Source organism: Nocardia sp. BSTN01 (genome assembly GCF_015354405.1).
Taxonomy (GTDB): Bacteria; Actinomycetota; Actinomycetes; order Mycobacteriales; family Mycobacteriaceae; genus Nocardia.
Genome location: NZ_JADKYP010000028.1, coordinates 42,665 through 60,299 on the forward strand (window position 1 = coordinate 42,665; position 17,635 = coordinate 60,299).

Consider the following 17,635-nt stretch of genomic DNA (forward strand, 5'->3'; position numbering starts at 1 on the left):
ATAGTTGATTGATACAAGTAGTTTTCGGCCGAGACCCGGTCGAGCAGGCGAAAGCGGGAGGTCCGATATATGGACAGCGAGCAGGTGATCGATCAGATCGCCCAGCAGCTGATTCGCCTGGGGCGGATCCGGGAGCGGACGAACGCCCAGGTGGCGGCGGCCTCGCACGGCGACGTCGACCTCTCGGCCTACCGCATCATCTTCCGCCTGCTCTGGGACGGACCGATGCGCTCCGGCGCGCTGGCCGAGGCCATGTACTCCGACGCTTCCACCATCAGCCGCCAGGTGGCGGCCTTGGTCAAGCGCGGCCTGTTGCGACGCGAGGCCGATCCCAGCGACGGTCGCGCCAGCGTCCTGATCGTCACCGACGCCGGCAAGGAGATGGCCGCCCAGCTGCGCGCGCGCCGCAACGAGATGATCGGCCGCATCCTGACCGACTGGAACGACCCCGACCGCGAGCAATTCGCGGTTCTGCTGCACCGCTTCGTCGACGACTACGAATCCGCGCGGCCGGCGATGCTCACCCTCCCCTCCCCCACGGAAGGCTCTGCGACGGAGAAGAATTCGTGACCACGACCGCCACCCCGGCCACAGCCGGCACTCGGCGTTCTCGGCTGCCGTGGCGATCGAGGCGAAACTCGGCGATCTGGCCCTGATTCCGCCTTCTTCCGGCAGATCGGCGGCACCCTGGGCGTGGCGGTCTTCCTGTCCATTCTGTTCGCACAGCTGACACCGCATATCAGCGACGAATTGCACAGTGCTGCCACGCAACCGGCCTACCAGCAGGCGGTGATCGACGGTGCGCACAGCGGCAATCCGGCCGACGCGGCACTGTCGAAAGGCTTACTGTCCCACGATGTTTCGGCGGCCGGCCAGGTGATAAGCGACAGTTCGGTGATCCAGCAGTTGAATCCGACGCCGGCCCGCCCGTTCCAGGTCGGTTTCGCCGATTCGATGGACACCGTCTTCCTGGCCGTCACCGCCATCGCCGGGATCGCGCTGCCGCTGGTGGTGTTCTGGAAGGAAGTGCCGCTACGCACGGCGGGCGGATTGCAGGCCAGGGCGGAGACCAGCGGGCCGCGTGTCCTGGTCGATGCCGACTCCGCTCCGGTGGGCGGCGAGAAGGCGGAACCGAACGCGACAGCGGTGCGGGCGGAGCCGGATCCGGCGGCGACTCCACACAGGTGATCCGGCGCGGGCGGCAACACTCCGCCGGACACGCTGCGCCACACCCACGACTCCCGCGAATTACCCGAAGCTCACCTGTCTCTGTGCGTTACTGGTCGAGCAGTTCGTTCTCCCCCGATTCGTTCCGAACCGAGGATGTGATGCGAAATGATCCATCGTCCGCGCGTACGTAGCCTGCTCGCCGCGACCGCCGGCGCCGCACTGCTCGCTCTGGGATCCGGCCTGCTGACGGCAGCGCCCGCCGGCGCCGCCCCGAATGCGCCGGTCCCCGTCCACGATCCGAACTATCCGCTCGGCGGCGACGCCCAACATCCGGGCACGCCGGAGCAGGACCCACAGGCGGAGAAGGCCGAGAAGCTGGGCGGCCACGCCACCACCGACATCATCGAACTGGCCACCGACACCACCACGAAGATCGTCGAGATGGGCGCCGACGTCCTGAAATGTGGACTGAATATCGCGATGCCATCCGTGAAATGTGACTAGTGGCAGGCGAACAGCGCCGGGCCGGGTTCAGATCAGGCTGATCTGCCCGGCCTGTTCGCTGCCCGCGCCCGGTACCGGATCCAGCAGCTGCGGACCGTTGTTGCGCACCGAATTCACCAGCGGCGAGACCGGCCGCGCGACGATCGACGAAATCACCTGCGGCTTCGGGGTTTCCAGCAGTTCGTGCGGCGCCGGATGGTCGGGGTCGAGCCAGGCGTCCCAGTGTTCGCGCGGCATCATCAGCGGCATCCGATCATGGATGCGGGTCAGATCGCCCACCGCGTCGGTGGTGAGGATCGTGCAGGACATCAGCGGGGCCATATCCCGCTGCGCCGGATCCCGCCACACCGACCACAGGCCGGCCATGTACAACCGGTTCCCCTCCGCATCCGACATGTAGTACGGCTGCTTCACGGCCTTGCCGGACCCGGTGGGGTGCGGTTCGGTGAGCCACTCGTACCAGCCGTCCATCGGAACCAGACAGCGGCGCTTCTTCACCGAATCCCGGAACGAGGGTGCGGTGGCGGCGCGATCGGCACGGGCATTGAACAGCGGCTTGCCCTTGGCCGGAACCCCCGGTTCGGCAGCCTTGGTCCAGACCGGGATCAGACCCCAGCGCATGCGACGGATACGCAGTGCCGGGTCGTCGTCGGGGTGGTCGTGGTCGTGGCGGCGCACGACGGTGAGGATGTGATTCGTCGGGGCGACGTTGTAGTTGGCGCCGTTTCCGGATTCGCCGCCGGGCGCCGGCTTTCCCGCGGCGGCGTTGTCGTTCGGCGCCCCCTCGACGGTTTCGTCGAGGGCGTCGAGTTCGACCGCCAGCCTGGCGGGATTCGCCGTGGTCGCATATCTGCCGCACATATCTCCATGCTGCCATTCGGGACCGACAGAATCCGTAGGCTCGGACATACCCGCACAACGAGAAGAATCCAACTGAAGGCGATTGACATCACATCTCGGATGTGAGAACTTTTTGCCATAACTCTCTCATTAGGGGTCGCCGAATCATGTCCACCACCGAGTCCACCGCCGCCACCGAGTCGGCACAGGCAGCCGAAACCGCTCTGCCCACCGAGCTCTCCTCACTGAATCCGGCCACGGGCGAGATCATTGCCACGCACCCCATCGCCGACGACGATGCGGTGCGCGCGGCCGTCGCCAAGGCCCGCGCGGCCGCCGCGACCTGGGGCGGCCTCGGTTTCGCCGACCGCAAGCGGGCGCTGCTGCGCTGGTCCAGCCGCCTCGTCGCCCGTGCCGACGAATTCTGCGATCTGATCCACGCCGAGAACGGCAAACCGCGCGACGACGCGTACCTGGAATTGATGCTGACCCTCGAACACATCGCCTGGGCCGCCAAGAACGCCGAGAAGGTCCTCAAACCGAAGAAGGTCTCGCCCGGTGCCCTGATGTCGAACTTCGCGGCGTCGATCGAGCAGCGGCCGCTCGGCGTGGTCGGAGTGATCGGCCCGTGGAACTACCCCGTCTACACCCCGAACGGCTCGCTCGCCTACGCGCTGGCCGCCGGCAACACCGTGGTGTTCAAGCCGAGTGAATACTCCACCGCGATCGGCAATTTCGTCGGAAAGGCCTTCGTGGACGCCAACCCCGACCTGCCCGAGGGCGTTTTCGTCACGATCAACGGCTTCGGCGCGACCGGTGCCGCGCTGGTGCGTGCGGGCGTCGACAAGATCGCCTTCACCGGCTCCACCGCGACCGGTAAGAAGATCATGGCCGCCGCGGCCGAAACACTGACTCCGGTACTGCTGGAATGCGGCGGCAAGGACGCGGTGATCGTCGCCGCCGATGCCGATATCGCCGCGGCAGCCGACGCCGTGGCCTACGGCGCGACGATGAACAGCGGCCAGACCTGCGCCGGCGTCGAACGCGTCTACGTCGACAAGTCGATTCGCGAGCCGTTCCTGGCCGAGGTGAAGAAGATCCTGTCGGACGTGCACTCCGGATCCGACGACAAGGCCTCCTACGGTCCGATGACCATGCCGTCGCAGGTCGACATCGTGCGCCGGCACATCGAATCGGCTCTGGCCAACGGCGGCACCGCGGTGCTGGGCGGCCCGGAATCGGTGCACGCGCCGTATATCGAGCCGGTGGTGCTGGTCGATGTCGACGAGAGCTCGGACGCCGTCTGCGAGGAGACCTTCGGCCCGACCGTCACCATCCGCACCGTCGACACCATCGACGAGGCGGTCGACCTGGCGAACAACTCCAAGTACAGCCTGGGTTCGGCGGTGTACTCGCGCAAGCACGGCCTGGAGATCGCCCGCCGCCTGCGCGCCGGCGCGACCTCGGTCAACTCGGTGCTCGGCTTCGCCGCCATCGCGTCGCTGCCCTTCGGCGGCGTCGGCGACTCCGGTATCGGCCGCATCCACGGTGCGCCCGGTCTGCTGGAGTTCACCAGCCCGCATTCGATCGCGGTGCAGCGCTTCGCCATTCCGGGTATGGCGCTGCTGAGCTACAAGCGCACCGACAGCACGATGAAGCTGCTGCGCAAGGTGGTTCCGCTGCTGCACGGACGCAACAAGTAGTTCACTGTCTCTCGATCGGGCCCGCACCCAACGGTGCGGGCCCTTTCGCGTGCCGAAATCGGCCGTGGCTACCGGTGAGATCCCGCATGAGGCCGCTAATGTCCGAATCCAGCAAATAAACGAGCATACGTCGGAGATCACAAAACCGCGCTCCCTGCACACGGGGTCAGCTCTCATGCGCGAAGATGGTCCGGTGAGTTTCTGGCCCGCGCCCCACATCGACCATGCCGTGCACGCGACCGTCACCCTGCCCGGGTCCAAATCGATCACCAACCGGGCATTGATTCTGGCCGCGCTCGCCGACCGCCCCTCGACGATCACCGGCGCCCTGCGCAGCCGGGACACCGAGCTGATGATCGCGGGCTTGCGCGCGATGGGCACCGCAATCACCGGTGACGGCGACACCCTCGCCGTCACCCCGCCGACGCACTTGCACAACGCCACCGTCGATTGCGGACTGGCCGGCACCGTGATGCGGTTCCTGCCGCCGGTGGCCGCGCTCGCGCACGGCGATGTCGCGTTCTTCGGTGACGAACAGGCGCGGCTGCGTCCGCTGCACACGATTCTCGACGCGCTGCGCAGCCTCGGCGTCGACATCGACGGCAACACCCTGCCCTTCGTCGTCCACGGTGCCGGGACGCTGCGCGGCGGGTCGGTCACCATCGACGCCTCCGGTTCCTCGCAGTTCGTCTCGGGGCTGCTGTTGTCGGCGGCGGGTTTCGAGACCGGGGTCACCGTGCAGCACGAGGGCGCACCGCTGCCGTCCATGCCGCATATCGAGATGACGGTGCAGATGCTGCGGCAGGCCGGGGTGCGGGTGCAGGCGCCGGCCGATCCGCGCAAGGAACAGGTCTGGACCGTCGAGCCCGGGCCGATCCACGCCGTCGACTGGGACGTCGAACCGGATCTGTCGAACGCCACTCCCTTCTTGGCCGCGGCGGCGGTCACCGGTGGTGAGGTGACGATTCCGCACTGGCCGCAGCTGACCGCCCAGGCCGGTGACGTGATCCGCGAAATCCTGGTCCGGATGGGCGCCGAGGCGCGGCGCTTCGACGGCAAACTGACCGTGCGTGGCCCGCAGTCCCTCGCCGGTATCGATATCGACCTGCACGATGTGGGCGAACTGACGCCGACCGTGGCCGCCCTGGCCGCCCTGGCCGACTCCCCGTCGCGGCTGCGCGGCATCGCCCATCTGCGCGGGCACGAAACCGATCGGCTGGCCGCGCTGACCACCGAGATCAACCGCCTCGGCGGCAATGTCACCCAAACCGAGGACGGGCTGAGCATCGAGCCGGCCCCGCTGAAGGGCGGCGAGTGGCATTCCTACGCCGATCACCGGATGGCGACGGCGGGAGCGATTCTCGGCCTGCGCGTACCCGGCGTGAGCATCGAGGACATCGGCACCACCGCCAAGACACTGCCCGAATTCGTCACCCTGTGGGAGTCGATGCTGGCGGGCGCCGGCGCCTTATCGGGTGAGGGAGCGGCCCACTGAGGCGCCGGGAGTACGACGAATCCGATGTCCGGGTCCGCCCGGGCAGGGGTTCGCGTCCCCGCACCAAGACCCGGCCGGAACATCGAGACGCGGTGTCGGCCATGGTGGTTTCGGTGGATCGGGGACGCTGGGGGTGCGTGCTCGGCGACGATCCGGATCGCCGCGTGGTCGCGATGCGGGCGCGGGAACTGGGCCGCACGCCGATCGTGGTGGGCGATCAGGTGGATGTGGTCGGCGACCTGTCCGGCCGGCCCGACACCCTGGCGCGGATCGTGCGAGTCGCCGATCGCCGAACGGTGTTGCGCCGCACCGCCGACGACACCGACCCTTTCGAACGCATCGTGGTGTCCAACGCCGAGCAGTTGTTCATCGTCGTCGCGCTGGCCGATCCGCCGCCGCGCACCGGCTTCGTCGAACGGGCCATGGTGGCCGCGTATGCCGGTGGGCTGCAACCGATTCTGTGCCTCACCAAACACGACCTCGCCGCCGATTCCGAATTCGCCTCGGAATTCGCGGATCTGGATCTGACCATCGTCTACGGCGGCCGCGACGATCCGCTGGAAACCGTTCGCGACCTCCTGCGGAATTCGCTGACCTGCCTGCTCGGCCACTCCGGCGTCGGCAAGTCGACGCTGGTGAATCGCGTTGTCCCCGAAGCGGAACGAGCCGTGGGGACGGTCTCCGGCGTCGGCAAGGGCCGCCACACCTCGACCCAGTCCGTAGCCCTGCCCCTGGAGGGCGGCGGCTGGGTCATCGACACCCCGGGCATCCGCTCCTTCGGCCTCGCCCACATCTCGCCCGACGACGTGATCGCCGCCTTCCCCGACCTGTCCGAGGCCATCGAGAACTGCCCCCGCGGCTGCACCCACCTCGGCCCACCCGCCGACCCGGAATGCGCGCTCGATGAACTACCCGGCAAACAACGGCGGGTCGCGGCGATCCGACTGCTGCTGACGGCACTGAATTCCAACGATCCGTGGGTGGTCGGCAACGGCTGAGGTGAGGGGCTCACTCGGCACGTTCCGGGCGCGGAGTCGCCGCCAGGCTCGCCTGCCCGATCCAGTGCGGTACCTGCCGCCGAATCGACGCGGGGCCCACGATCTCGGTCGTTTCGTCCCGTAGCGCCGCCGCCCAGCTCCGGTCGCCCCGCCAGATCTCGGTGAGCCGGCGCAACGTGCTGCGCACGGTCGCCGCGACCTCGAATCCTGGGTCGTAGTCGCAGATCGCCGCCGTACCGCGCTCGACCAGCAGCCACCAGTGCGCCTCCTTGCCGGGGACGTCGGTGAACTCGACCGCCAGAACCGTCCGCTCGTCGGGCCACGCCCGGATCGGTATCGTGCGACGGATATCCCACAGCAACAGGTGCGGATCCAGATCCCTGTCGCCGAGATCGCCGATCCAGCGCACCCCCCACGCGCCGAGCGCCTGTACGACGGTCGACAGCTCTCGTCCGGCCTCGGTCAGGATGTAGGCGGCGCGGCCGTCCACCCCGATCTCGCGGCGCAGCACGCCGGACCGCTCCAGCGAGCGCAGCCGCCGGGAGAGCAAAGCGGGCGACATCTTCGGATTGCCGCGCCGCAGTTCGTTGAAATGCGTGCTGCCCAAGAGTAATTCGCGCACGACCAGCAAGGTCCACCGCTCGTCGAGGACATCCATTGCCTTGGCGATCGGGCAGAACTCCCCGTAGCCGGACACACAACCAGTAGACCACTCGGCGCGGGCTGGGTACAGATCGCGCGGGGTACAGATGTTGAACTGGCCGGTGCCACCACCGCCGCCGGATGCTAGCGATATGACAGCTATCCATCACACCCAGCAATCACCCGCCGACCTCACCGAACGCACACACGCACTCTGGGCCCTCGGCGACTATCCCCGCGTCGCGGACACCGTCATCCCCGGCCTCGGCCGGCGCCTGGTTCGAGCCTGCGATATCCGTCCCGGCCAACGAGTGCTCGATATCGCCGCCGGAGCGGGGAATGCGGCCATTCCGGCGGCCGAAGCCGGCGCGGACGTCATCGCCAGTGACCTGACGCCGGAAATGTTCGACGCGGGCCGGGCCGCGGCGGCCGCCCGCGGTGTCCACCTCGCCTGGGAGACCGCCGACGCCCAGGCGCTGCCGTACGACGATGGTCGATTCGACGTCGCCCTGTCGTGCGTGGGCATCATGTTCGCGCCGTCGCATCGGGCGGCGGCCGACGAACTGCTCCGAGTGACCGCGCCGAATGCGACGATCGGGCTGATCAACTGGACGCCGGAGGGATTCATCGGCGAAATGTTCGCCATCGCGAAGCGGTTCGCGCCGCCACCGCCGCCCGGTGCGCAATCGCCGCTGCTCTGGGGCACCGCCGACCACCTCCGGGAACTGCTCGGCGACCGCGTCACCGACCTGCACATCGAGCGCGAATTCGCGACGGTGGAATGTTTCGCCGACGGGGACCGCTTCCGTGACTTCTTCAAGGCCCATTACGGTCCCACGGTCGCCGTGTACAAAGCCCTGGCCGGCGACTCGGACCGCATCGCCGAACTGGACTGCGCCCTCGCCGACCTGGCCGCTCGCCACAACCTCGGCGGCGGGCGGATGCGCTGGGAGTACCTTCTGGTCACCGCCCGGCGGGCGTAACACGGTTCGCCGCGCGGGCGGACCGATGCTCGATGAGGCGGCCCGGCCGAGTGCGAAGACCTGCCGCGTTCACGCCGAGGTCGGCAGCCGGCGCTCGCCGTGCGTGATCGCCGCGACCAGATCGTCGTAGCCGTTGACCAGTTCTGCCACCCGGAACCATGCCGCGTGCACTGCCAGATCGTCGGTGGCGGTTTCCAGCAGGTGTGCGGCGCGGGCGTATGCCGCCATGAGCCGATCGATCACGGAACCGACGGTTTCGGTATGGATCGCGGTGCCGTTCCGATGCTGTGGCACGTGGGCTTCGATCCATCGGTCGATCACGCGCACGGTCTCGCGGCGCGATGCCTCGGCCGCGCGGCGATACTCGGCATCGTGCGACTGGGCCGCACCGGTGTGCAGTTCCGCGAGTTGCCGCGCGAGCGGGTCCAGGGGATGCGCGGCCGGGCGCGAATCCCGCACCATCCGCACCAGCATCTCGGCGGTGGGCAGGCCACCGATCACCTCGGCGCCGCCTCCCTCGAGCACCAGCAGCGGCGATACCGTGGACACCCGGGCGCCCTCGGTATCTGTGAGGTCACCGGTCACCGCGAGCACCGCCTCCGGGTGCGGCGGTGAGTACCGCACCGGAGGCCGCCGTCACGGCGGTCTCGGTGACGCGGTGCGGTGAGAATTGCGGCGTCGAACACATGGGCAGCTCCTGGTCGGTGTCGGCCTTTCGATGAAACCGACCGTATGCCCCGTATTAGCTGTTCGCCCGCCTCTCGGTTGCCGCTATTGAGAAGTCACAGACGAGATCGCCGCGGTGTGCTGACGAAGCACATAACCAGCGGGTGACTACGGCGTGAGCACCAGCCGTCCGCGCAATCCACCGGCGGACAACCGCTGGTGCGCCTCGGCCGCGCGCTCGAGCGGAAGGACATCGGCGACCCGCAAGGTCAGGCCGAGCGCCGCGAGTTCGGCCAGCGCGACGCCGTCGGCCCTGATCCATTCCTGATGAATACTCATGCCGCGCAACGGAACAGGGGCGGGACCACCGGCGACCCCGGCGTACGCGCCGCCGTTGCGGACCGCCGCCGCGGCACGCACACCCACTCCCGCGCCGTCCAGCGCGCCACCCACACCTCCCGGAATCAGCGCACGTATCGCTTCGGCCAGGTCGGCGCACGCGCGAGGCACGGTCCATTCGGCGCCGAGTCCGCGCACGAACGCCACATCCTCGTCGGCGACAGTGGCCGGTCCTCTGGTTACGCCCGCAGCTGAGCGGCACCCGTCTGCGTCTCGGTGATGCCCGATGCGCTGCACGGATGCAATACTTGACAACGCCCCGCCACCGGCCGGATCCAGGAAGGAGGGAAACCGATGACCGCAGATCCACTGCCTTCGTGGGCCGTCCCCCCGACTGCTGGTTATACCAGCGATGACCTGGATCGTTTGCCAGGTCTACCGCCGCATACCGAGCTGATCGATGGGAGCCTCGTCTTCGTGAGCCCGCAGATGAGGTTCCATGCGCTGATCATCGATCTCTTGGGATTCACACTGCGAACCTTCGCACCGCCGACACTTCGGGTACGCCGGGAAATGACGGTCACACTGGACCCCCGGCAACGCCCCGAACCGGATCTCATCGTCGTGCACGCATCGGCGGATCGGGGCCCCGACCAGACCACCTACCATCCCGAGGATGTCGTACTGGCGGTCGAGGTGGTCTCCCCCGATTCCGTTGTGCGCGACCGCGAGCGGAAACCGCAGTTGTATGCCCGGGCCGGAATTACCCATTTCTGGCGGGTGGAGTACGACGACGGCCGCGCGGTCGTCTACGTCTACGAGCTCGATCCCGCCACCGGCCAGTACACACCGACCGGCATCCAGCACGATCGGCTGACCTTGTCCGTGCCGTTCGACCTGGATATCGATCTCACCGAGTATCAGCGGATGTGATCAGGCTGCCCGGCCCCGGCCGCGGAGTCGTGACGGGAGTACCTCATCACTGCCCGGAAGACATGATTCCCCTGGAGACACCCACAACTAAAGACTCGGACCGAGCACGTTCCGAATCGCACTCTGGTCACTTTCCTCGGCTGCCGGACCGTCACGCGGCCGGTATTCCCGACATGGATTATTCGTGTTACACCAGTGTGGGTAGCCGCCACTCCCTGTGCACAGTCGCCGGCGCGAGCGGACCAAGCCGCGCACCACGAGCCCAGCTGCGTGAAATTAGCACGCACAGCCGCCTCGAAACCGCCGCTGCAGAACCTACACCTCGAAGACCTTCATGACCTCATCGCCGTAGTCGTTGATGACCTTGACGGCGATGCGCCCACTCTCCGGCTTGGGGAACGGGCGAGAGATGGTCTGGTACAGCGATTCCCAGGCCTCGGGGTCGATATCTGCCTTCAGCGCCGCCCTGAGGCGCTTGTACGGGTCGGCACCGCCGGTGAAGTAGCAGTGGCGGACGAAGAACGCCTCGCCGTTGTACTCGGTGTCGATCATCCACAGCGCGATCTGACCGGTGTCGTTGGACCGAATCTCGCCGGTGGTCGGGTCGTAGATGTCGACGCCACGCAGGTCGACGAGGAGTTTTCCGCCGTCGGTCTCCCGCAGTTCGATATCGGGTTCGCCGAAGACGGTGAAAAGGTTTCCGGCGCCTGTCTTTTTGAGCTCCTCGCCCATCAGCAGATCGGAGTTCATGCGGACCAGTAGTACCGGAACCCTGCCGAGGCGACGCTCGCCCGCCACATTGGCAAAGCCCTCGTCGCTGACGGTCACGGTGAGACCGTCCTCCTCGGTGACGCCGGTTGCGAGCGGGTCGAAGGCGAAGGCGAGGATGCAGAGCAGGTCGATGTCCTTCGCACGGTTCGCCTCGCGAGCAGCGTCCTTGATGAACGACGGCCCGACCGTGCCGTACTGCGGACCGAGCGCCAGGCCGATGCGCGACGCGGGCGCGTCAGCCTCGGATCGGCGTTCGCCGATGGCCTGGATGAACTCGCCCGCATAGGAATCGACGGAGGCGAACTCGATGCGCTCCTTGCGGGCGCCGTTCTGGATGCCGGCGCGGGCGAGATTGTCGAGGATCGACTGCTCGAAGGTCGCGCTATCCACGTCTTGGGCGCCGACGACTTCGCTGATCGTTTCGCGGTTCGCGTCGGCGACCTCGCCGGCGAAGGCGACCGCACGGTAGGGAGAAATGCTCTCGACTGTGAACGGACCGGCAACGCGGACCTTCTTTTTGTCCTCGAAAGGCTTGTCGTACAGATACTCGAAGTCGGCGTGACGCTTGATCGCCGCATCGATCTCCGCCCGCGTCATCCCCTCTTTGATGTCGGGATTGTTCGCGATCGACTTGAGCGTGATGTGCTGGACGCGTTCGTAGACGAATCCGTGCCGAATGTCGTTGGTGACGGCGCCGGGCGGCGCGGGCTTCCCGCTGGCCTCGGCCTCTTTAGCCTTGCCCCCGACCGTATCGGCGATCAGGTAGTAGGGGAACTTGGCGCCCATCAGGCGCTGCCGAGCCAGCGCGAGCGCCACGCGCGAGGTATCGATGGTGATCCAGCGACGGCCCCACTGCTCCGCGACGAAAGCCGTTGTGCCGGAACCACAGGTGGGGTCAAGAACGAGGTCGCCGGGATCGGTGCTCATGAGCATGCAGCGTTCAACGACCTTGGCGTGTGTTTGCACGACGTAGACCTTGGGATCGGCAAAGCCTGAGGTAACGGTGTCTTCCCATGCGTTCGTGTACGGGAATGCGGGAAAGTCACTTAGGTATCTGACATAGCGTAGCGTCTTCCCAATGCCCATCAGTCGTCGCGCGTCGACCAACCTCTTCATGCCGTCGCGATTTGTCTTCCAGCCACCCTTGGAAGGGGTGTAGATGACGCCTTCGACCTCGACGGGAAAGACCGTGGTTTGACCGATGCGTGTGGTCTGGGACGTCATTGCAGTCGGCTGAAAGATCCGATCGGTGTCGGATGCGCTTGACAGTGACGAGAGAGACCTACGGCTTCCATCTTCGCCTTCGGCCCAGGTGTATTGGCCAGCGCCCTGGCCGCCGAGTTCCTTCGCCCGGAACAACTGGCGGTACTTTACGAATTGGATGTCACGTCCATACCAGAGAATATAGTCATTCACTGAGGACAACACGTTCGTTCCACCGGCGAAACTTCCTGCACCGCTTGTCGTGCGGAACGAGATGAGAGAAACGAAATTCTCACTCCCGAACACCTCATCCATCAGACTCCGCACGAGATGGACGTTCTCGTCGCCGATCTGGACAAAGCACGAACCGCTCTCCGTCAAAAGATCCCGCGCAGCCATCAACCGATCGCGCAAATACGACAGATAAGAGTGGATACCCAGCTCCCAGGTATCCCGAAAAGCCTTGATCTGCTCCACTTCTCGCGCGGCATCGTCGAGCTTGCCGTCCTTGACGTCACGCTTGCGCGCCGAAACCTGCCAGTTGGACCCGAATTTGATGCCGTACGGCGGGTCGACGTAGACCATCTGGACCTTGCCGCGCAGCTCCTCCCGCTCGGCGAGCGACGCCATAACCTGCAGCGAGTCACCGAGGATCATGCGATTCGACCAGTTCGCCTGGTGCCGATAGAACTCGATCTGTGCCAGCTCGTCCAGACCGTCGAAAGTGTCGAAGAGCGTGTACTCGGGCTCGTCCTCGGGGCGCGCGGCGGTATCCCGCAGATTCTCGATCAGCACCCGCGGGTCGATCTTTTCCTGGATGTAGATCGGCGGCGCGTCCGCGACGAGGTCACTGCTGTCCTGCTCGTCCTTGCCGCGCCAGACCAGCTGCGGATCGAGGCTCGGATCGCGTGGGTAATGAACCTGCTGGGGCACCTGCGTCTGCGGGTCGATGAAATCCTGCGCGTCGGCGGTCGGGATGTTCGTCCTCTTGTCACGGTGGTTGATGGACTCCACAGGAGTCGGCCCAGCCGGCTTCGCCTTACGCGCCACGTCGCACCTCATCGAAATCGAGCAGATCCGGATCGCCGATGATCGGCGCGTCCGCGTACAACAGATCGATTGCCTTGTTCAAAACCTCACGGACACTGAACATCTGGTTGATTTCGAGGTAGCCCCACCGGCCGAAACCGCCGTGATTGTTGACCGCGGGGCACCAGCTGTCGCGCGCGGTGCGCGCCTTCTCGGTGGTCGGTCCGGGGCTCTTCTGTCCGCCGGACACCTCCACGATCAACGTGCGGTCGAAGTCCTCACCTTCAGGGCGCACGAGTCGCAACAAGAAGTCCGGCACGTAGAAATGGCTACGGCCCTTGTGGACGTACGGGATGGTGAACCCCAGGCGGTCATTCTTCACATAGGCGGCGACTTTCGGATTCAGCTCGCACTCGAGTGCCAGGATCTGTTCCCAGGTGTTGCCGCCGCCCGCGCCGTCAAGGACGACGTGGCTGACCTCCGATTTTTCCGTCCCGATCGTCTGCTTGTGGGTCAGGAACTGGACGTTGGCCGTCGAACCCACGGGGTCGAAGGCACGCAGCATCGGACGTAGCCGCCGACGACCACCACCCTCCTGCGCGGCGATCCCGGCATAAATGTCTTCCGCCGCCCGCGAGCGCAATTCGTCGATGGTCTTCAGGCTCCCGACACTGCGGCCGTCGCGCTCGATTACGCAGTCCTCGATCCACTTGGCGCAAATCTGCACCAACTGAGGGAACAACCAGGGCCGCCGATTCTCGCCGTACTGGAGATGCCGCTCGAGGACGCGCCGCGCGAGTTCGAAAGCGACCTCCTGCTTGCGGAACAAGGAAGGGTCGCAGTCCTCGATCCGTTCGGATTCGCCGACCACTGCCGCACTCTCCGTCCACGTCGGCACCTCGCCGGCGCCGATGACGAATTGCCGTAGGCCTTCTGTCTCGAACATCAGCGGCGCGTCCGGTACCTCGAGGCGATAACCGTCCAGCTTCGGGAATGCGATCCGAAGGTGTTCCCGCCCCGGCACCGAATACACCTCTACCGCAGGCGGTCTCGGCAACGGCTCCTTGGTGGTCCGATCGGAGGGTATGAACGCGAAGGGTATGCCGTAGATATTGGCGTACTCCGGGTTGAAGAGTCCTTGTTCGTTCGGGGTGTACGAGCGTCGCCGGAGACCGCGCCCGACGACCTGTTCACAGAGCAACTGACTGCCGAATGCGCGAACGCCGAGGATGTGAGTGACCGTGTTCGCGTCCCAGCCCTCGGTGAGCATCGAAACACTGACCACACATCGCACACCGGCACCGAGCATTCCCGGCTTGCCGACGGTGTTCATCACCTCGCGCAGGATGTCCTCGTCGGTGATCTTCTCAGCGTCCGCGCCAGGATGCGCGAGCCGGTACTGCGCCTTGAACGCCTCGATTTCGGCCGATGCGGCTTGGCGAAAGTCGGGTTTGAGTGCATCGCCGGATTCGAGCTGCGCGGAGTCGACGAGAATCGTGCGTGGTCGAGCGAGGGACTTACCGTCGACGATATTGCTGAACAGCGGCAGCTTGCCAGGGCGAGGAATCGGCGTGTCCGCCTGCTCGTAGCCGGCGATCCAGTCGTAGACCAGCTTGGAGACGATCGTGTTGGGACACACGACGATGAACACCGGTGGGGTCTCACCGAGGGGCTCGAGCTTTTCCTGCCAGTACGCATACGACTTCTGGTAGCTCGCGTAGAGGCTGCGCAAGGCGGCTTCGAGCACCTCGGGCGGAATCCAGTCGGAGAAGTCCGCGTTCTTCGACGATTTGCGCTTGGGTAGCTTGTCTCCGATGTGCTCCCAGAGATTGAGGTACGTGACCAGCTCGCCGGCCGCATCGTCGTCCACCGGCGTACGGGGAACCTTCACGATGCCCGACTCGATCGCATCCATGAGCGAGAAATCGCTTGCAGTCCAAGGGAAGATGTAGCCCTCGTTGTACCCGGACCCCGAAAGGTAGAACGGGGTGGCCGAGAGGTCGTAGATCTGCTTGATGCCTACCCGCCGGGCGATGGCCTGGATTCCCTTGAACCAGACCCGGGCCTCCTCGTTGGCGTCGTCTTCTTCCTTCGACAGCTTGCCCGTGACGATAGGGCGGTCGCGGTAGCAGTGGTGAGCCTCGTCGTTGAGGACCATGATCTGCTGCTTGCCCGAACCGGCGAAGTCGCGTAGTACACGCGCGACCATCGCGTCCGGCGTCTCCACGAATGGATCGGTGTCCTTGCCCGCCAACAGCATCTTGCGTGTGGTGGTCGCGACGCCCTTGATCTCCTTCGAATCGCGCGGCAGGAACGCGTGGTAATTGGTGATGATGATCTGTGCCTGCCCCAGCGCGCCCTTCAGATCGGGCGGGATGAGTTCGCGCTTGTCGTAGTAGTTGTCCGCGTCGCCGGGCTGCAGCACACGCAGCCGGTCGCGGATGGTGATGCCGGGTGTGATCACCAGGAACTGCTTGGTGAAGCGGGCGTCACGCGGAGTTATGACCTTGTTGAGCGTCTGCCAGGCGATGAGCATCGCCATGACCACCGTCTTGCCGGAGCCGGTAGCCATCTTGAGGGCCACGCGCGGAAGCCCTGCATTGTGCTCCTCATTGGCCTTCGTGAACTCCACTCGCCAGTCGCCGTAGGTTTCACGGCCGGCAACCTCGGCGAGGAAAATGGCCGTTTCCGCCGCCTCGCGCTGACAGAAGAGCACACGGTTCTCACGGAGCGGATCGGCCCAGTGCTGCAGCAGCTTCCGGCTGACCGGCGTCACACGCTCGTAGCCGCGCTGCCGCCAGAGATCGACGTCGCGTCGAAGTTTATTGATGAGCGAGTTGACGGTGCGGCGTTCGCCGGTGAGATCGAAGTCGACCTCTTCCTGAACGGCCTTCGTCGACCCCTTCCGCGTCTGGGCGATGGGAATCAGCGACTCGCTCGGGCGCCGCCCCTCCTTGACGACACCGGTGGGGCCATGATGCCCGATCTCGAAGTATCGGGCAGGAGGTTCGTACGGCGAGTTCAAGATCGGATTGTCGATCGACTCAGCCACCACTCACCTTCACCTATTCGCGGGCCATCTATAGATGGCTGAACACATGCGCGCACATCATGCCATCTATAGATGGTCGACGCGAGCGCAGTGCCTCGGAAATCTCCTAAAGGTGTCCGAGTCAGCCGTCGAGAAGCACCTCGCGCTGATCTTGGGACAACGCCTGGCCACCTTGCGGGAGGCCCGGGGGCTCACTCAGGAAGAAGTCGCTCTCGCCGCGGGCATCAGCCGCAACCACTACCAGCTACTCGAAAACGGGTTGGGCGTGCGCAAGACGAAGGCTCCGGCAAACCCGAGATTGTCGACGCTTATCGCGTTGAGCGAGGTGCTGGGCACGACGGTGCCCGACCTGGTCGACGAGATGTTCGGCCGGACGGCGAGTTGACGGCACGAGCGAGCAAGCCTCGACCCCGCGCAGCATCTATCGCGCCGGCGCGATAGCTTCGCTATTGTAGGTATGTACCTACTTAGGGGTGACATACATGGCCACGATGAGCGCGCGTGAGTTCAATCGCGATGTGAGCGCCGCCAAGCGCGCCGCCACCGAGGGGCCGGTCGTGATCACCGATCGCGGGGAGGAGGCGTACGTGTTGCTTTCGATCGAGGACTACCGACGGCTCCGCGCGGACAGTCAGGACATTCTCGAGCGGTTGAGTATGGACGATGACGACATCGACTTCGATCCGCCCACACTCGATATCCAGCTCCGCCTTCCACCGCTGTGACATTCCTACTCGATACAAATGTCGTCAGCGAGTTGCGGAAATCGGCACGCAGTGTTGACCCAGCCGTTCGAGCTTGGATCGCAGGACGCAGGCCGTCGGAGTTGTATCTGAGCGTCGTGACGGTAATGGAGCTCGAGCTGGCTGTCGCGAGGGTCGAGAGGCGTGACGCCGCACAGGGCAAAAAGTTACGAATGTGGCTCGAGGAGGATGTTCTCGACGTATTCGCGGGACGCATTCTGGCACTGGACTTGACGAGCGCACGGCGCGCCGGACGGCTGCACGTGCCGGATCCCCGGCCAGAGCGTGACGCGATGATAGGCGCGACAGCAAGTGAGCACGGGATGACACTGGTGACACGCAATCTGCGAGACTTCGAGCCGATGGGTGTGCCGACAATCGATCCCTGGCAACCGTTCTGACGGGAATGTGAACCCGCCGCCGCTCGAGTGATCGGACCGACCCGGCGGGTGAGTCCCAACAGCAGCTTTCGATGGAACCGAACACGCATCGGGGACGTCTACACTTTCGAACGACTGTCGAGACCCGACGACCGGTGACACGTTCGCGGGTTGTCGGCGGGTG

Annotated in this window: 17 protein-coding genes; 11 read left to right on the forward strand and 6 right to left on the reverse strand. The window is 65.7% G+C overall.

The annotated features are described in order from the left end of the window. Positions 1–69: 69 nt before the first annotated feature. From IRT45_RS21645 to IRT45_RS21655, 3 genes are all read left to right on the forward strand, one after another. Positions 70–570 (forward strand): MarR family winged helix-turn-helix transcriptional regulator, encoded by a 501-nt coding sequence (locus tag IRT45_RS21645; protein WP_194807660.1) that lies wholly within the window; start codon positions 70–72, stop codon positions 568–570. Positions 571–693: 123 nt separating this feature from the next. Continuing rightward, positions 694–1,188 (forward strand): hypothetical protein, encoded by a 495-nt coding sequence (locus IRT45_RS21650; RefSeq protein WP_228534735.1) that lies wholly within the window; start codon positions 694–696, stop codon positions 1,186–1,188. Positions 1,189–1,335: 147 nt separating this feature from the next. After that, a complete protein-coding gene (locus tag IRT45_RS21655) occupies positions 1,336–1,674 on the forward strand; it encodes a hypothetical protein (protein WP_194807661.1) in 339 nt (112 codons plus the stop codon). A 27-nt stretch (positions 1,675–1,701) separates the two neighbouring features. Here the strand turns inward: IRT45_RS21655 and IRT45_RS21660 are convergent, their stop codons facing one another. Continuing rightward, the gene (locus tag IRT45_RS21660) at positions 1,702–2,535 is read right to left on the reverse strand and encodes an SOS response-associated peptidase (RefSeq protein WP_194807662.1); all 834 of its coding nucleotides are present in this window, start codon (positions 2,533–2,535) and stop codon (positions 1,702–1,704) included. Positions 2,536–2,681: 146 nt separating this feature from the next. On the opposite strand from IRT45_RS21660, the gene IRT45_RS21665 reads away from it, so the two are divergent. From IRT45_RS21665 to rsgA, 3 genes are all read left to right on the forward strand, one after another. Then, positions 2,682–4,217, forward strand: a complete 1,536-nt coding sequence (locus tag IRT45_RS21665; RefSeq protein ID WP_194807663.1) for an aldehyde dehydrogenase family protein — start codon at positions 2,682–2,684, stop codon at positions 4,215–4,217. A gap of 175 nt (positions 4,218–4,392) precedes the next feature. After that, positions 4,393–5,712 carry a 3-phosphoshikimate 1-carboxyvinyltransferase gene (gene aroA / locus IRT45_RS21670; protein ID WP_194807664.1) on the forward strand — a complete coding sequence of 440 codons (1,320 nt, stop codon included), beginning with the start codon at positions 4,393–4,395 and terminating at the stop codon, positions 5,710–5,712. Continuing rightward, positions 5,709–6,710, forward strand: a complete 1,002-nt coding sequence (gene rsgA, locus IRT45_RS21675) for a ribosome small subunit-dependent GTPase A (RefSeq protein ID WP_194807701.1) — start codon at positions 5,709–5,711, stop codon at positions 6,708–6,710. Before aroA ends, rsgA begins: the two co-directional genes overlap by 4 nt. 10 nt (positions 6,711–6,720) lie before the next feature. On the opposite strand, the gene IRT45_RS21680 is transcribed toward rsgA, so the two are convergent. After that, positions 6,721–7,407, reverse strand: coding sequence for a helix-turn-helix domain-containing protein (locus IRT45_RS21680; RefSeq protein ID WP_194807665.1), 687 nt, complete (start codon positions 7,405–7,407; stop codon positions 6,721–6,723). Between the two features lie 97 nt (positions 7,408–7,504). Between IRT45_RS21680 and IRT45_RS21685 the strand changes: the two genes are divergently transcribed. Then, positions 7,505–8,335, forward strand: coding sequence for a class I SAM-dependent methyltransferase (locus tag IRT45_RS21685; RefSeq protein WP_194807666.1), 831 nt, complete (start codon positions 7,505–7,507; stop codon positions 8,333–8,335). Positions 8,336–8,404: 69 nt separating this feature from the next. Here the strand turns inward: IRT45_RS21685 and IRT45_RS21690 are convergent, their stop codons facing one another. Continuing rightward, complete coding sequence (locus IRT45_RS21690) at positions 8,405–8,959, reverse strand: DUF4254 domain-containing protein (RefSeq protein ID WP_194807667.1); 555 nt, start codon at positions 8,957–8,959, stop codon at positions 8,405–8,407. Positions 8,960–9,169: 210 nt separating this feature from the next. Continuing rightward, positions 9,170–9,547, reverse strand: a complete 378-nt coding sequence (locus IRT45_RS21695) for a zinc-binding dehydrogenase (protein WP_194807668.1) — start codon at positions 9,545–9,547, stop codon at positions 9,170–9,172. Between the two features lie 147 nt (positions 9,548–9,694). Between IRT45_RS21695 and IRT45_RS21700 the strand changes: the two genes are divergently transcribed. Further along, a complete protein-coding gene (locus IRT45_RS21700) occupies positions 9,695–10,273 on the forward strand; it encodes a Uma2 family endonuclease (RefSeq protein WP_194807669.1) in 579 nt (192 codons plus the stop codon). A gap of 315 nt (positions 10,274–10,588) precedes the next feature. Here IRT45_RS21700 and IRT45_RS21705 read toward each other — a convergent pair whose 3' ends face one another. Continuing rightward, positions 10,589–13,297, reverse strand: a complete 2,709-nt coding sequence (locus IRT45_RS21705; protein ID WP_194807670.1) for a site-specific DNA-methyltransferase — start codon at positions 13,295–13,297, stop codon at positions 10,589–10,591. Next, positions 13,287–16,328 carry a BPTD_3080 family restriction endonuclease gene (locus IRT45_RS21710; RefSeq protein WP_194807671.1) on the reverse strand — a complete coding sequence of 1,014 codons (3,042 nt, stop codon included), beginning with the start codon at positions 16,326–16,328 and terminating at the stop codon, positions 13,287–13,289. The genes IRT45_RS21705 and IRT45_RS21710 overlap by 11 nt, the downstream gene beginning before the upstream one ends. Positions 16,329–16,440: 112 nt before the next feature. Between IRT45_RS21710 and IRT45_RS21715 the strand changes: the two genes are divergently transcribed. From IRT45_RS21715 to IRT45_RS21725, 3 genes are all read left to right on the forward strand, one after another. Further along, a complete protein-coding gene (locus IRT45_RS21715) occupies positions 16,441–16,713 on the forward strand; it encodes a helix-turn-helix domain-containing protein (protein ID WP_194807672.1) in 273 nt (90 codons plus the stop codon). Between the two features lie 97 nt (positions 16,714–16,810). Beyond that, on the forward strand, positions 16,811–17,053 hold the full coding sequence (locus tag IRT45_RS21720; RefSeq protein WP_194807673.1) for a type II toxin-antitoxin system Phd/YefM family antitoxin: 243 nt from the start codon (positions 16,811–16,813) through the stop codon (positions 17,051–17,053). Beyond that, on the forward strand, positions 17,050–17,472 hold the full coding sequence (locus IRT45_RS21725) for a type II toxin-antitoxin system VapC family toxin (RefSeq protein WP_194807674.1): 423 nt from the start codon (positions 17,050–17,052) through the stop codon (positions 17,470–17,472). Before IRT45_RS21720 ends, IRT45_RS21725 begins: the two co-directional genes overlap by 4 nt. Positions 17,473–17,635: the final 163 nt, after the last annotated feature.